Origin of the sequence: Varibaculum timonense (assembly GCF_027694345.1) — a bacterium.
Taxonomy (GTDB): Bacteria; Actinomycetota; Actinomycetes; order Actinomycetales; family Actinomycetaceae; genus Varibaculum; species Varibaculum timonense_A.
Genome location: NZ_JAQEVU010000005.1, coordinates 66,780 through 81,811 on the forward strand (window position 1 = coordinate 66,780; position 15,032 = coordinate 81,811).

Sequence of the window (15,032 nt, forward strand, 5' to 3'; positions counted from 1 at the left end):
CTAGACCGAAAAACACCTGCGCGATAATAATTTTAGGAAATCGCATCATTATCTGTTCCTGGGGACAAGCTAGTAACGGGGTTTGCGGAAGTTCATAGGAGTAGCAATCGGAAAATAAAATACCTGTTTATCCCCAATCCTGGGAGAACAGAAAGGCAGCTCCTAGAATTCGGTCAGTGAATCCTCGTCGTCCGCTGAAGAATACATTGTTTCTTCTGCCTCTTCATCAGTGGAAATAGTTGGATTCTCCTCCTCTTCAACTTCTTCCACAGTTTCCGCGCGCCGGTAATCACTATTTTTTATCTCTGTTTTACGCATTGTGATAGTGGAAAACTGATCTGCCACATTTTCCATCGAGGAAAGAACATTTTCGCCATCACTGTTAGCGCTTGCCTCTTGTAGCTGCAAAGCTCGCCCTTCAAGTGACTTTCTTTCAGTAGCCGATATTTTCGGCGCGAGGTTAGTCGGTGAAACTGGTCTCGCATCCTTAGATAAAATCGAGCGGCGAACCGTCGTTCGGCTTGCAGCCGCCTTAATTACCACCGTCTCTGAAGTATCAGCTGCCCGCGTTTTTTCCTTAGATTTGGGTTTAGCAACCGGTTTATCTTTCCCAGCCGGTGTTCCCGGAATAAGCGCTGATAACTTCGCATACTCGCCCTCTAAGTTCTGTCTAGCTGCATGCTCATTGCCGCTGCCTAAAGGGGAATGAAAAATTGATTCTCGCGCAAGCAACTTAGAAACGAAAGAGCGACGCAAACGGGCATAGCGCAAAGGCTCCATCGTTTCCATCTCTGCTCTCATTAACTGGCAATAGCCTCGATAATCCTGAGGAGAAGCCCCGAAGTAAGAAATAGCGGCGTCCACAAAAACGCAGGCATCTAAATCATCTACCGGAGGGGTTATCCCCTCAAGCATTAAAATCAGTTCTCCAACCCGAATCGCTAACTCTTTTGGCAAGCCCAGTTGCTCTAGGCGGCGCACCGCATAATCGGCAGAAGCAGGATAGTTCTCGTAGTCAGTGGTGTTCTTTAGCTGGGTTTGCGACTGGGTAATTACCCCGTGATACCAGGCTGCAACGGTTAAAAGTGCTGGTTGCTGTGAAGTGTTGGTAAAGTGATCCAAACTGGTTAATAAACGAATCAGGTGAGACTTGGTGTGAAACTGTCGCCCGGATGATTGCCACATTTCAAGGAGATTATCTGCTTCTTTACGCAGTAAATCGTCATCGGTAATCCCCAGTTCGCGCATAGCTTTGACGAATCCCGTCTGTAGCCAAGATGGTGCACCTGGCATAACCTTCGTACCCCCGATGTTTTAATGTTGCAGTGGTTATCCTACGGCGAAAATTACAAGAGAAAAAATGCGCTCTACAGAACCCGGTTGCTAACTGCAAAAATGGGTGAGAGTTAGCGGTTTATATTTCTGCAAACTTTTACTCCGATTTCTTTCCGGATGTTTTCTTGAAAACCTTTCCTGATTTTTGGCTTAGTTCCGGCCTTCCCTGTCCTTTAGGGGCGATAGCGGGGAAAGAAACCCTGATGGTTAGCCCTCCGCCAGGAGTTTCTACTGCCTTAGCTTCACCGCCATGCACAGCCGCGATGGCGGAAACAATCGATAGCCCCAGTCCGGTTCCTCCGGTTTCTCTAGAACGCGACCCATCACGACGGTAAAAGCGTCCAAAGATTTCTTCTAGTTCGTCGCTGGGTACGCCCTCGCCGTGATCGCGGATCTCCAAGACGGCTTCACCTTGGTTGATTCCCGCTAAAATCTCTACCGGCACCTCGGGTGAAGTGTAACGGTCGATATTGCCAATCAGATTGGTCATTACCTGGGTTAGCTGATTTGGGTCAGCTAACACCAACGCCGTTTTACCCTCGTCTAACAGCAAAGGTTCGCCATCTAGGTGTTGTAAACGGATAGCCCGATTGGGGGATAGGGCTGATAAATCCAAGGCTCCGGCGGCAGCTATCTGATATAAATCCACTGCCTCCATCTTTATTTTTCTTCCCTCATCTAGACGTGCCAGTTTTAGTAAATCTTCAACTAGCACCCCCATTCTGGTGGCTTCCGAAGAAATCCTCCCCATCACTTCATCAACCCGTTCAGGGGGAACCCCACCCATTTTGTAAAGCTCTCCGTAGCCACGTAAAGCAGCTAGCGGGGTGCGGAGCTCATGGGAAGCGTCAGACACGAACTGACGAATTTTCTTCTCGTTTCGCTGCTGGGTGACAATAGTTTCTTCTATCCTCGACAGCATGAAGTTCAGCGCTGAAGCTAGCGACAAGACTTCTCCGGCGTGTACTTGCGACAAATCTATACGTTCATGCAGGTCACCAGAGGCGATTTTTCCGGCAACTTCCTCCATTTGGCGCAGAGGACGCAACGAAACTTGTACCAGTACGTAGGCTAGAACCCCCCCAACTAAAATAATGATTACCGAAGTTCCCAGCACGTTAATCCCGGTAGCGGTAACAGTTTGGGTTACGGTTTGCAAAGGTAGAGCTACAATTAGCGTTCCCGCTATCTTCAAATCGGAAGCACCATGCATAGGGAGCATAATCGCTCGCCAGGAAGAGGAACCCTCGCCGGCTATGGTAAAGGGTTTTTCCCATTCAATACTGCGTGATTTCTCTATTGCTTCTAGGGCTTTACGGTCAGGACGCTCTTTGTCTTGACCGGTAATAGCGGAGGTAGCTTCCGCTACTTCACCTTTGTAATTAACCCTAACGAAATAGTTTGTAGGTTGATTAGCTTGAAAACTGCCGTTTCCTAATAAATCCACCAAATCGTTGGTTTTTATCCGGGAGGCAGTAGATTTCAGATTAGAATCGATTTGCGCGGTTAAATGCGAGTGCAATATTCCCAACATTGCCGCCCCGGTTCCGCCCAGTCCTCCAGCCAGTAGCGCCATAATAACTAGCACTAAACGCCAGGTGAGCGGAATGCGTTGCCAATAAGTGCCTTTTGAAGTCGCCTCTTTGTGAACGGTTTCGGTCTTCCGTTTGCGTTCGCGGTATCTCTGGCTGATTTTTAGACGCTGCGGGAGATTCATTAGTGCTTTCCGGCGCGAATCATATACCCGATACCCCGGCGGGTAGTGATAATGTCCCCGCAAGATCCGGGCACATCCAGTTTGCGGCGCAGATAGGAAATATAGGATTCTACAATGGCGGCCTCGCCATTCCAATCGTATTCCCAAACATGGTCAAGGATTTGAGTCTTTGAAACCACCCGTCCCTCGTTAATCATCAGATAGCGCAGCAGCTTGAACTCGGTAGGGGACAGGTCAATAACCTGATCTGCTCGGCGAACCTCATGTGCGTCCTCGTCTAAGGCAATGTCAGCCACTCTAATAACCGCATCTTCGCTGGCGACTCCCCGGGTGCGTCGCAAAATAGCGTTAATCCGGGCGACTACTTCCTCTAGTCCGAAAGGTTTGGTTACATAATCATCCCCGCCTACGGTCAGACCCTGAACTTTATCGCTCATATCGTCTTTCGCGGTCAGGAAAAGAATGGGGGTGGTGAAGCCATTTTCGCGCAGGCGGCGGGTGACGGTGAAGCCATCTACATCGGGCAACATTACATCTAGAACAATCAAATCCGGGTCGGTAGATTCTGCTTGCTTTATAGCTTCAGAGCCATCAGCGGCAGTGAATACTTCAAATCCGGTATAGCGCAAGGAAGAAGCTAGTAGGTCGCGAATATTAGGTTCGTCATCAACAACTAGCAAACGAGCGGTATCTTTAGCAGTCATGGAGTAATAATCCCTGAAAAAACTGGATGTTAGCTGAATGGAATCTGGCAACTGTATGGACGGTATTTTAGTGAATCTGAGTGTTATTCCCCTGCTTTGACAGGTAGAATCAAAGAAGTAAATGTCAGGAAAACTTGAGGGAACATAGCGTGAACGAAATAAAAGAACCGCTGGTAGTGCATGACAGGCGGACGCTAGGGCGAGCAACGCAAAACAGCGGAATTGTGGGGCTTGTCTGTAGCCGCGGCGATTTTCACCCAGGTCACCAGGCAGCATTTGTCGAGGCGGCATCACGGGTAGACACCCTGGTGGTTTCGATCTATACCGATCCGGTGGAACCGGCTTTTGAAACCACTTCCGATATTATTAGCTCCGCTGATTTGCAGGTGGCTGCAAATGCGGGGGTGGATATTATTTTTGCTCCCTCAACTGAAGCTTTTTATCCCTTTGGGGCTGCGCAAACTCTTCTTGATCCCGGTCAGGTTCTTAATCATTTCGAGGGCGCAAGTCACCGCGAGCAAATGCTCAGGCGTTTAACCCAGCTGGTAAAAATGGTGGGGATTGTTCGCCCCGATAAGGTTTTTATCGGTCAGTGTGATGCTCAATTCTTAGCTTGTGTGCGGCAAGTGGTACGTGACTTGGATATTCAGGTCACGATTGAAGTTGTCCCCACCTTTAGGGATTTAGATGGGGTGGTGGTTTCTCGGGAAATCCAGGGCATTTCCGATGCGCAGCGGGAGGAGGCTATCTGTTTCGCGAAGGCTCTATTTGCTGGGGTACGGCAAGCGGCCGCCTCGGGCTCTGGAAGCGAGGTCTTAGCTGCTTGTCGCCAGGCGCTCTCCGCTTGTGGGGGCGAAATTGAATATCTTGATTTGGTCGATCCTATTTCCTTTGAGACTTGGACGGGAGAAGGTCCTAGTACTGCTTGCCTGATCGCAGCGGCAAAATTAGATGGTATGCGTCTTTGTGACAACCAGCTAGTGGTACTTTCACGTCCTTAACTGCCAGCAGGGGGATGCAGGATTGAACCTATTTGCCGCTCACAGCTAACATGGAATACGTGAGTGAAACTAAAACCCAAAGTGTACCTGAACAGATTCGTATCCGCGCTGAAAAACGTCAGCGCTTGATTGATGATGGACGTAACCCCTATCCCATCTCGGTTCCCATCACCCATACCCTCAGTCAGGTGCGCGAACAATACCCGAACCTAGCAGCGGGGGAAGAAACTGAAGACTTTGTTGGGGTTGCCGGGAGGGTAGTGTTTTCCCGCAATACCGGTAAGCTCTGCTTCGTGACCTTGCAGCAAGGCGATGGTACTCGCCTGCAGGCGATGCTTTCTGCCGCCCAGGTGGGTAAAGATTCCCTTAGTGATTACAAAACTGATGTAGACCTGGGAGATCACCTGTTTGTCTACGGGCGGGTGATTGCTTCTAAACGCGGGGAACTGTCGGTAATGGCGCAGCCCGGAGAGGACGGACAATCCGCCTGGCAACTCACGGCCAAGTCTTTGCGTCCGCTGCCGAAAACTTTCAAAACCGAGGACGGACAAGAGGTTTCTCTTTCTGAAGACCAGCGAGTACGTCACCGCGAATTGGATATGATTACCCGCGAAGCAGCCCGGGAAATGGTGCGTACTCGCGCGCAGGTGGTGGCTTCGCTGCGCGCAACTTTATCCGGGCGGGACTTTATCGAGGTGGAAACCCCGATGTTGCAGACCCTGCACGGAGGGGCAGCTGCGCGTCCTTTTATCACTCACATGAATGCCTATGACACTGACCTCTACCTGCGAATCGCTCCGGAATTGTTCTTAAAGCGTTGCCTAGTGGGTGGGATTGATAGGGTTTTTGAAATCAACCGCAATTTCCGTAACGAGGGCGCAGATTCCTCGCATTCTCCTGAGTTCACCATGCTAGAGGCCTACCAGGCATATGGGAACTATCGTCAGATTGCCGAACTTACCCGCCAGCTGGTGCAAAACGCAGCCCAGGCCGCCCTGGGAACTACCGTCGCCACTTTGCCAAACGGGGAATCCTATGACCTGGGAGGACAGTGGGAATGGATTGACCTTTATGGTTCCCTTTCAGAGGCATTGGAACAAGAAATCTCTCCGCGCACTCCTCGGGAAGAATTGGTGAAACTGGCTAAGGAGCGCGAGATTGAAGTCGAAAAATTCTATTCCCCTGGCAAAATCGTGGAACTGCTGTGGGAAGAAGAAGTAGGCGATGACCTGTATGCCCCCACTTTCGTAGCGGACTTCCCGGAAGACACCTCCCCACTGGTTAAATCCCATCCCGAAAAACCCGGACAGGTGCAAAAATGGGATTTGTATGTGCGCGGATTCGAGCTGGCTACCGGCTACTCGGAACTCAACGATCCGGTAATTCAGCGAGAACGTTTTGAAGCACAATCCCTAGATGCCGCTAACGGAGACCCAGAGGCTATGCAAGTAGATGAAGAGTTCTTGCAGGCAATCGAAGCGGGAATGCCGCCAGCTGGGGGCATGGGAATGGGTCTTGACCGTCTGCTGATGGCGATTACCGGTTTGGGAATCCGCGAAACCATCACTTTCCCGCTGGTAAAGCGAATTTAGGTTACCGCTCACGTCGTAAGTCCTGGCGCGTCCTCTTAAGTATTTATTCAAGTAACCCAGGAAAGGGGAATAATAATGTCGGTGAAAACTACCCATGTGGGTTCACTGCCCCGCACCCCGGAGCTACTTGCAGCCAATACCCAGCTGGCAGCCGGGCAAATAACCGAGCAACAGTTCCAAGAAATCCTCGAACGCGCTAGCGCCGAAGTAGTTACCAAGCAACGCGAAATTGGGATAGATATCGTTAATGAGGGCGAATACGGACATCAAACCTCAGGTGCGGTTGATTATGGAGCTTGGTGGAACTATTCATTTTCCCGCCTGGGGGGACTTACTCAAACGAACGAGGATCGCTGGGCAGATTCTTCGGTAATCCGTTCCGAGCCGGGAAAAATTCGGCTGACTACTTTTACCGATAGGCGTGACCGTAACCTTTTCCGCGAAGCCTATGAGGATCCAGATTCGGGGGTGCTGGGTAAGCGTAATTCGGTTGGCAATCCGGTGATTACCGCTCCGCTCACCTATACTGGTGCTGACGCTGCCCGCCGGGATGTAAATCTGCTGCTTAAAGGGCTACAAGCTAATGGCGTAGATGCTTCCTCTGGTTTTATGGCTGCCCTTTCGCCCGGCTCATGTGCTCGAATTAAAAATCAGTATTACCGCAGCGATGAGGAAGTGGTCTGGGCATGTGCAGATGCGATGCGGCAAGAATATAAAATCATCACTGATGCGGGACTGACGGTACAGATCGATGATCCCTCTATCGCGGAATCCTGGGATCAGATTAACCCAGAGCCTTCCCTTGAGGACTATAAAAAGTTTATCGGGGTTCGCATAGAGGCTCTGAACTGGGCATTAAAGGATATTCCTACCGAACTTACTCGTTTCCACGTGTGTTGGGGTTCTTGGCACGGGCCGCACACTACCGATATTCCCTTTGCCGATATTGTGGAGGACGTGCTGCGGGTAGATGCGAGGGGCTACAGTTTCGAGGCTTCCTCTCCGCGCCATGCCCATGAATGGCGCATCTGGTACGAATACCAGTTGCCGGCAGACAAGGTGCTAATCCCCGGGGTGGTATGCCATTCTACTAATGTGGTTGAGCATCCGCAGCTGGTAGCCGATAGGTTATCGCGCTATGTGGCGGCAGTTGGTCCGGAGCGGGTAATCGCTTCTACTGACTGCGGTCTGGGCGGGCGATTGCATTCTTCTATCGCCTGGGCGAAACTACAGTCGCTGGTGGCTGGGGCCAAACTGGTTTAGGTCAGGAAAGGTTCCTACATTGCTGAGGCTTTCCGGGGCTTTTAAGGATTACGCTTGGGGTTCTACCAGTGCTATCAGTGACTTTACCGGGATTGATTTTGGGGGTAAGCAGGTAGCGGAACTTTGGTTCGGTGCTCACGATAGAGCGCAGACTTTGGCGGGAGGTCGCCCGCTCTCAGAACATATTTCCGCTGACCCTGCCGGAATTTTAGGTAAGGACGTGGCGGCGCGCTTTGATGAGCACCTTCCGTTTCTATTGAAAATTATTGCTCCCGAGCAGCCATTATCTTTGCAGGTACATCCCGGTAAGGAACTGGCAGAGGCTGGTTTTCAAGCGGAAGAAGAAGCCGGTATTCCCTTAAATAGTCCAAGGCGGAACTATCGCGATCGTAACCATAAGCCAGAAATGATTTTTGCGCTTACCTCTTTTGAGGCTTTCGCCGGTTTTCGCGCTCCTCGCCGCGCGATGGAGGTCTTAGATAATCTAAACGCACCCTTAGCGCGAGAATTGCTAGAAATCCTGCGAGCCCACCCCGGTTATCGCGGTTTGCGGGCGGCGGCGCGCAAACTATTAGCCCCCTTAGATGAGGAACGTCGTCTCCAAATCGAAGCAGTAATCACCGCTTGTCAAGATCGCTTAGATAGGGGCACTTCCCCCTCGCTGAGGGTAGACCGCCAGGCTCTCGCCCTCGCGCGTACCTATCCAGGCGACCCCGGCGCGGTGCTATCTTTGCTGCTCAACCCGGTCACTCTACAGGCAGGGGAGGCGCTATTTATCCCTACCGGCGCGGTACATGCCTACGTTTCCGGTTTAGGTATCGAGATAATGTCCTCTTCGGACAACGTGTTGCGCGCCGGACTTACCCCTAAGCATATTGATGCAGGTGAGGCTTTGCGGTGTATGGATTTTCATGGCGCGCCCCCGGTGCGGATTGCCCCGGAAATGAATGGGCGGGGCACTGGGATTTACTATGCTCCGGTGGATGATTTTGAACTTTCAGTGTCCAAGATTGCTGGCGGGGAATGGATTCCAATTCCCGGTCGCGGTCCGCGAATTCTGTTGGGAGTTTCCGGCGAATTGGAAGTGGGAGCTGGAGGGTCTACTGAGGCTATCCACAGAGGTCAGGCTGTTTTTGTTGCTGATTCTGAGGGTGTGATGAGGGCGCGCGGGAACGGAACGCTAGCACAGGCGGGAGTGCCGTAATCAACCTGACTTAGCTAGCTAGGGTTAATTGAGCCAAACTGTGGTGAAATCCGGTAAGAGTTTTTTCGTGCATCATTATCCAATAATTAATACAATTAAAAAGCAGGTAGATTGGGGTTTGGTGCTTAAGTGTCTGCTTTTGGGAACTAAAAATCTATATCATTATTTCTAAGTGACTTCCCCGAATGACACGCATGTAGTTTATACTCTTGTAGAGAAAGCTATTTTTGCGAGGAGTACAGTATGTGGAACATATTCGGCGAGGGTTCCATCTCGTCTAATCCGCTCTCCTGGCAAATTGGGCAGGATGACCAAGGTCCCCTCTCCTGGCAGGAACAAGCACTATGTGCCCAAACTGACCCCGAAGCCTTCTTTCCTGAAAAAGGTGGCTCTACTCGGGAAGCTAAAGCGGTTTGTGAGCTTTGCGAAGTTCGTGATGAATGCCTAAGTTATGCCTTAGAGAACGATGAACGCTTCGGAATCTGGGGCGGTCTCTCAGAACGAGAACGGCGCAGACTGCGGCGCAATGTAGGTTAGTGCAGTGGCTATTGCCTCTGCTAGCTTCGATAACTATCAGCCCCCCAGTGTCCAAGTTTTTTTGGTAACCCGGGGACTTACTCCCTACCTGCAACAATCCCTAAATGCCTTACAGCGTTCGCGGTATCCACTAGATTCTATAGTGGTAGTAGATACTGATCCTGCCACCGCCCTTAGCCCCGCTGATTTACGTCCCTACGCGCCCTTACAATACACCCAGGTGAAAGCGAAAAACCTGGGACAAGCAGTGAGTGCTGCTCGCGCAGATAACCTCGCAGCAGTAGATTATCTGTGGCTCCTTCACGATGATTCTGCTCCCGACCCAGCTTGTCTGGGGGAACTTGTCCAGGCATTCGAGAACTCTACTACCTTGGGGATTGCCGGCCCTAAAGCGCTCGATTGGGATAAACCCGATACTCTTGCCTCGGTAGGTATCCACGCTACCCGCAGTGGCAAACGCCTCTCTCTGTTCGATTCAGGTGAACTTGACCAGGGACAATACGATTCAATCAGTGATGTCCTGACCGTAGGCAGTGCCGGAATGCTAATAAAAGCCCAACTTTGGGATCGTTTGCGCGCCAGTAGCCCTCTACTCAGTCCTTTCACGGAAGCGCTAGAGTTAGGGCGGCGCGCCCGAATGGCAGGCTATCGCGTATGCCTAGTTCCTTCCGCACGTATCTACCATGCTCAAGCCGGACTTTATGGGCTGCGCGAATATCTAGAGAATCAAAACTCTACTGAACGCATCTTTAATAAAGAGGTCGAGAATCCCACAGGGGACACAACCAAAAAGTCTCCCCCAGCTAAGGAGCCAGCTGCTACCCAAACAGCGCCGTCCTTGGATACAGACGCCCCCATTCCACACCAACCGGTTTATGTATACGACCCGCCCCCAATAACCCCCTTGGCGGTGCAGACTCCCCGCGATAAAGAAAAATCTTGGGCGATTCGCCGCGCAGATAACTATATTTACCGCACCCTCACCATAAACTCACTGCTCCTACCACTATGGATACTCTTTCTGCCTCTAAAATCGACTATTCTAGCCCTCTGCTACCTGCTGCGCTCTGAAGGGTATCGCGCAAGAGCAGAGATAAACTCGGCAAACCAAGTCCTAAAGACGCTAGGCAGGATTGTTTCGGCGCGACGAATTCAACGCCGTCAATCCCAGATTTCCCGGCGCGAACTGGCGCGCCTGGAAGTACCCCCTAGTCAGGTGCGACAAAATCGCCGTCTAATCCGCAAAGTTAGACAAGAACACGGAAAAGCAATCTATGCACTGGGGGCGCTCGCGAAATCCCAATTGGAAAGCATTACCAAACGTGCCCGCATCATAGCCTGGTCGCTCGCGGTATTTTTCCTGTTTATTTCGCTGTTTGCATTCCGAGATTATCTGGGCGGTATGCACGGGGGGTTCTGGAGTGTACTCCCCGGTAACTGGAATGACTTTTTTGCTCTTGCCACCAGTTATTGGCGTACTTTTTCTACCGGGATGAGCGGGCCAGCCGATCCTATCGCCTATCCACTGCTAGTGTTTAGTGCGCCTTTCGCTCTTTTCGGGATTTCCCCTACCACGGTTTTGCGTTGGCTATTGATTCTTTCTCCTCTGGCAGCGGTGATGAGTGCCTGGTTAGCCTCCGCTGCGCTCACCCGAATTAATCCCCTGCGCGCCCTATTTGCGCTTAGCTGGGCAGGGGCGCTGCCTTTCCTGGTTTCTTTGCAAAGCGGGAACCTTCCGGCAGCATTGAGCCATATATGTTTGCCGCTAGGGATTTGGGGCAGCTTATCTTTCTTAGGTCTTTGCCGTCCCTATCAATTGTCCGGTGTGTATGGAACGGAAGTATATTATCCGCCTATCCGCCCTCGGGCAGCAGGTGGCGTTGCGGCTTTGGCTCTGAGCGTTGTTTGCGCCGCTGCCCCCTGGATGTGGCCACTTGCCTTCGGGTTCATGCTGCTATGTGTGGTTAGCGTATCCCTGAAGCGACATTTGTCCTGGCGGAAGCGATTTTCTTTCCTGTGTGGCGCTTTGGTTATCTTAGGACCGTCTCTGGCTACTTTATTGCCCTCCCTGGTTTGGGCGCTACGAACTCACAGTTTGGGTTCCTATCTATTTATCACCCCCGCGGCTGTGGCCCCGATTTCGATGCGGGAACAGTTATTCTCCCTCGGGCAACTCCTCTATGGCATACCTGTAATCGCGGGGATAGCTGCTTTAGGGGGCGTGGTTCTTGCAGCTACCGCAGCTTTATTTACCGGACGTGACCTGATAGCTACCCGCGTAGCCTGGGCATTTGTCTTAGCAGGCATGGTTATTGGGGCGTGGGCGGCTGGGCAAATGGTCGCGCCAGGGCAAAGGGCGTGGCTGCTTTCGGTATTTTCCTTGCTGCTTGTGGGATTACTGGGAGCTGCTGTGACCGGCATAAACGGAACTGAACTTGGTAAAACCCTACGCTACCTATTAGGAAGTTTGTTGGCTCTAGCTTTAGTGCTGCCACTGGTAACCGTGACTACCTGGAGTATTCCTAACACTAACTCTCCGTTAAAGCCGGGAGGTGAACGTGCGCCAGTTGCATTTTCAATTCTGTCTACCTCTGAAAAACGTACCCGGATGCTCCTAGTAGATCGGCAAGAGCAGACCTATCAGGTGTCTATGCGCCGAGAGGAAGGACCGGGGCTGCTAGCAACCAACTGGCAGATGCGTGCCGATATAAAAACGCGACTCGCCCCGGAACAGCAGGTTTTAACGATGCTAGTTGCTGGCAATGACCAGCAGGTGGCAAAGCTATGCGCCGATTTGGCGATCGAGCAGCTCTTGGTAACTAACCGCGCCGGTTCGGAAGGCTTGAACGCAAAACTTGCCGCCTCCTCCTATTTTCATCCGGTATCCGCCAAGTCTGATTACCAGGTCTGGCGTCTGGATACCAGTAAGTTTTCTCCCCCTCGTTTAGCTTCAAGGGTACGAATCGAAGATATAGGTGGGCAAGAAACAGTGCCGGCAGGGGTCTTGAGAGCCCAGAAAAACATCTCGGCGTCCTCGCGCCCCCGCAAACTGCTGTTGGCAGAAGCAACTCACCCCGACTGGAAAGCCAGCGTCGATGGTAGACCGCTTCTTTCGGATACCGAGGGCGAACTACAGGTCTTTACCATCCCGGCTAATATCTCTGGTCACCTCGAAGTGTCTTATGGTTCTTCCGGGCACAACTTGGCGATTACCGCAGTGCTGCTGGTCTATCTAGTGACGATAGCTGCCTGTCTGCCTCTTGGAGAACGGAGGGAGAGGGAATGAAAAAACCAGTAGCCAAAACGATTTGGGCCGTAGCTTCTGCTGTAGTGATTGTGCTTGCAGCCTTAGTGATTCCCGCAGTGACCTGGCGACAGCTTCCCGCCCTCTCAACTGCGAAAAATACCGGTGTTAAAGTGGCTGTTCCGGCAGGAATTAGACAGGTAGTATGTCCCGGACTGCCCGCCGGTAACGCTACCGCCTGGGTTAAAGCCGCTTCCCTGGCGGGAGAGGGAGCTATTACTGATAGCAGTGGGAAAACTATTTCAGGAGAAAACCCTAAAACAGTAGCTAAAACTGGGCTGCAAATACAGGTAAATCCGCTGCAGGGACGCAACGGGGCAGCTATAGGTTACGTTAGCGGCTCAGGAACGCAAAACGAAAATGGATTTTTCGCAGATTATTGTGCTCCTCCGGTTAATCGTGCCTATTTTCTTACTCCCGGAACTATGGTCGGCAACGCCTCCACCTTGCACTTGGTAAACCCGGCAGGTAGAGCCGTAACTGTACAGATTCAAATCTGGAGCGAACAAGGTTCTTTAGGGGGAAAAATAGCGCAAAATGTTCCTGCAAAAGGCAGTTCCGCCCTTATATTGGATGGGCAGGCTAGCGAGTTTAATCGCCTAGGAGTATTGGTTGAGGCAGAGGGTGCTGGGGTTAGCTCTTGGGTTAGTTCCACGCTGGCTACCGGTGCTCAAAAAGAGGGTGCTTCCCATTCGCCACGTCTAGCATCACCAGAAAATGAGGTTGTGATTCCCGCAGCAAAAATCACTGATAAAGCTAGTCTGCGGGTACTTAACTCCAATTCGGCTGTTGCAACTTTGCAAGTCTCCCTGCTGGATACCAAAGGGGAAACCCCACTGTCATCGCCGAATAAATTACAGGTTGCCAGCGGAGCAGTTTTCGATATTCCGCTGGGGGGAGTTAAAGACGGAGTGGCTGCGGTAAAACTTACATCAAATCAACCGGTGGTGGCAGCAGTATTTGCGGAAGAAACGGTAGCAAATCAGCCTACCCTGGCAATTTACCCCTCGGTGCCGCCCAGCACTTCCGGGGCAGTGCTGGTAACTAAACAATCGGAAAACCTATCCTTTGAAAGCTCCTATCCTCAAAAAATTACTTTAGTTTCAGGAGAAAAACGCCAAGAGATAACCCTTTCGCCAGGGAAAATAGCAATAGTGAAACTGTCGGAAGGGCTATGGCAGTGGCAAAGCGAACACGAAATAAGGGTGGGGCAGCTAGTAGGAGATATTGCTGGCACATTCCGCACTATCGCAGTGGAGAAATCTGCCTCAGAAGCTGGGGCTATTTCGGTGAAAATAAATCCCTGACCGTCAAGTTTTAACAGGTCTGCCAGTAGATATAGATACCGTAGAACCGGTTTTCTGGATTAGTTTTATTTATGAGTAAGGGCGAGTTTAGGGATTACCAGGATGCGGGGAAAACCTCCTCGGGTGCACACCCAATCTCCACACTCAAATGGGTTGCTAACACTGCTTTTACCGCCTGTTCCATCTCGGCCGAGCTGGAACAGCGCCACTGAATAGGTAAGCGGTACACCACTATCCGGGTAGGAAGTCGCCCACTTTTATCAGCCGGAAACATCCTGCCTAAAACCGCCCGAGATGATTCCCATTCTGCCGGATCCGAAGGAGGCACGTCCTCCACCCCGAATTCTATTTGCGAAACCTCGCTATGATGGCGGGCAGCTAAAGTCGCTAAATCAATAACCAGCTGATCAAACTTTTCCCGCCGAGTTCTCCACGCTGGAAGCATCGGTAAGAAAGTAACTCCGCGTAAACCCCGTCCGTGACGGTCGCGGCGGCTTCGTGTCACACCCCTCACGAGAACGCACCTTACCGCGAGTTTGGCTTGGTTTTTATATCCCGCGCCGCTAACGTGCAATTGTGCGGGTAAGTAGAACGTGTTCCAAAACCGGTTGCAGCCAGATAGCGGCCGCAACTTTAACCTACGTATATAAAGATTCCACCGCCGTCCTCGGCCCCTTAGCAACCCAAGCGGAACCACACGCCTACGATTTGTGTGCCCAACACGCAAAAACTTTAACTGCCCCTAGAGGCTGGCAGGTAGTGCGGTTAGCTAGCGAATTCACCCCCGCTGAACCCAGTGATGACGACTTAGAAGCCCTGGCAAATGTAGTGCGAGAGGCATCGAAGCGTCGCCATCTTTCTACCGCGCGGGTAAATAAGAACTGGGATGGGCATCTCAGTCCCGAAGCTACCAGTGGGGGCAGTGGACACCCCGGAAACGAATATGATGCCTACGCAAAACAGGGACTAACCCCCCAGCACCGACCAGTCACGGAACAACGCCGAGGACATTTACGGCTATTACCTGGGGGATTACCGGATAAAAGTGTGCAGTAGCGGAGTTTTCTA

Annotated in this window: 12 protein-coding genes; 8 read left to right on the top strand and 4 right to left on the bottom strand. The window is 51.6% G+C overall.

Going from position 1 to position 15,032, the window contains the following annotated elements; translation table 11 throughout:
* Positions 1-162: 162 nt before the first annotated feature.
* The 3 genes from PG728_RS05340 to PG728_RS05350 all read right to left on the bottom strand — a co-directional run bounded on the left by PG728_RS05340 (position 163) and on the right by PG728_RS05350 (position 3,756).
* The gene (locus tag PG728_RS05340; protein ID WP_270626202.1) at positions 163-1,293 is read right to left on the bottom strand and encodes an HD domain-containing protein; all 1,131 of its coding nucleotides are present in this window, start codon (positions 1,291-1,293) and stop codon (positions 163-165) included.
* A gap of 139 nt (positions 1,294-1,432) precedes the next feature.
* Positions 1,433-3,052, bottom strand: a complete 1,620-nt coding sequence (locus tag PG728_RS05345) for a sensor histidine kinase (protein ID WP_270626203.1) — start codon at positions 3,050-3,052, stop codon at positions 1,433-1,435.
* A complete protein-coding gene (locus PG728_RS05350) occupies positions 3,052-3,756 on the bottom strand; it encodes a response regulator transcription factor (protein WP_072510645.1) in 705 nt (234 codons plus the stop codon). The genes PG728_RS05345 and PG728_RS05350 overlap by 1 nt, the downstream gene beginning before the upstream one ends.
* Before the next feature lie 149 nt (positions 3,757-3,905).
* On the opposite strand from PG728_RS05350, the gene PG728_RS05355 reads away from it, so the two are divergent.
* The 7 genes from PG728_RS05355 to PG728_RS05385 all read left to right on the top strand — a co-directional run bounded on the left by PG728_RS05355 (position 3,906) and on the right by PG728_RS05385 (position 13,964).
* Positions 3,906-4,757, top strand: a complete 852-nt coding sequence (locus PG728_RS05355) for a pantoate--beta-alanine ligase (RefSeq protein WP_270626204.1) — start codon at positions 3,906-3,908, stop codon at positions 4,755-4,757.
* Positions 4,758-4,807: 50 nt separating this feature from the next.
* Positions 4,808-6,349, top strand: a complete 1,542-nt coding sequence (lysS, locus tag PG728_RS05360) for a lysine--tRNA ligase (protein ID WP_270626205.1) — start codon at positions 4,808-4,810, stop codon at positions 6,347-6,349.
* A gap of 75 nt (positions 6,350-6,424) precedes the next feature.
* Entirely contained in the window at positions 6,425-7,612 is a 1,188-nt protein-coding gene (locus tag PG728_RS05365) for a cobalamin-independent methionine synthase II family protein (protein WP_270626206.1), read from the top strand.
* Between the two features lie 19 nt (positions 7,613-7,631).
* On the top strand, positions 7,632-8,816 hold the full coding sequence (manA, locus tag PG728_RS05370) for a mannose-6-phosphate isomerase, class I (protein ID WP_270626207.1): 1,185 nt from the start codon (positions 7,632-7,634) through the stop codon (positions 8,814-8,816).
* A gap of 243 nt (positions 8,817-9,059) precedes the next feature.
* Positions 9,060-9,353, top strand: a complete 294-nt coding sequence (locus PG728_RS05375) for a WhiB family transcriptional regulator (RefSeq protein WP_270626208.1) — start codon at positions 9,060-9,062, stop codon at positions 9,351-9,353.
* Between the two features lie 4 nt (positions 9,354-9,357).
* Positions 9,358-12,639: a glycosyltransferase gene (locus tag PG728_RS05380; protein ID WP_270626209.1), complete on the top strand. Its 3,282-nt coding sequence runs from the start codon at positions 9,358-9,360 to the stop codon at positions 12,637-12,639.
* Positions 12,636-13,964: a DUF5719 family protein gene (locus PG728_RS05385; RefSeq protein ID WP_270626210.1), complete on the top strand. Its 1,329-nt coding sequence runs from the start codon at positions 12,636-12,638 to the stop codon at positions 13,962-13,964. Before PG728_RS05380 ends, PG728_RS05385 begins: the two co-directional genes overlap by 4 nt.
* A gap of 94 nt (positions 13,965-14,058) precedes the next feature.
* On the opposite strand, the gene PG728_RS05390 is transcribed toward PG728_RS05385, so the two are convergent.
* Entirely contained in the window at positions 14,059-14,469 is a 411-nt protein-coding gene (locus PG728_RS05390) for a metallopeptidase family protein (RefSeq protein ID WP_270626211.1), read from the bottom strand.
* A gap of 71 nt (positions 14,470-14,540) precedes the next feature.
* Between PG728_RS05390 and PG728_RS05395 the strand changes: the two genes are divergently transcribed.
* Entirely contained in the window at positions 14,541-15,020 is a 480-nt protein-coding gene (locus tag PG728_RS05395; RefSeq protein WP_270626212.1) for a DUF3499 domain-containing protein, read from the top strand.
* Positions 15,021-15,032 lie beyond the last annotated feature (12 nt).

Excerpts from the sequence above, each read along its gene's own strand:
- PG728_RS05365 (WP_270626206.1), top strand. The coding sequence starts at position 6,425 with ATGTCGGTGAAAACTACCCATGTGGGTTCACTGCCCCGCACCCCGGAG.
- PG728_RS05345 (WP_270626203.1), bottom strand. The coding sequence starts at position 3,052 with ATGAATCTCCCGCAGCGTCTAAAAATCAGCCAGAGATACCGCGAACGC.
- PG728_RS05375 (WP_270626208.1), top strand. The coding sequence starts at position 9,060 with ATGTGGAACATATTCGGCGAGGGTTCCATCTCGTCTAATCCGCTCTCC.
- lysS (WP_270626205.1), top strand. The coding sequence starts at position 4,808 with ATGGAATACGTGAGTGAAACTAAAACCCAAAGTGTACCTGAACAGATT.
- PG728_RS05350 (WP_072510645.1), bottom strand. The coding sequence starts at position 3,756 with ATGACTGCTAAAGATACCGCTCGTTTGCTAGTTGTTGATGACGAACCT.
- PG728_RS05385 (WP_270626210.1), top strand. The coding sequence starts at position 12,636 with ATGAAAAAACCAGTAGCCAAAACGATTTGGGCCGTAGCTTCTGCTGTA.
- PG728_RS05340 (WP_270626202.1), bottom strand. The coding sequence starts at position 1,293 with ATGCCAGGTGCACCATCTTGGCTACAGACGGGATTCGTCAAAGCTATG.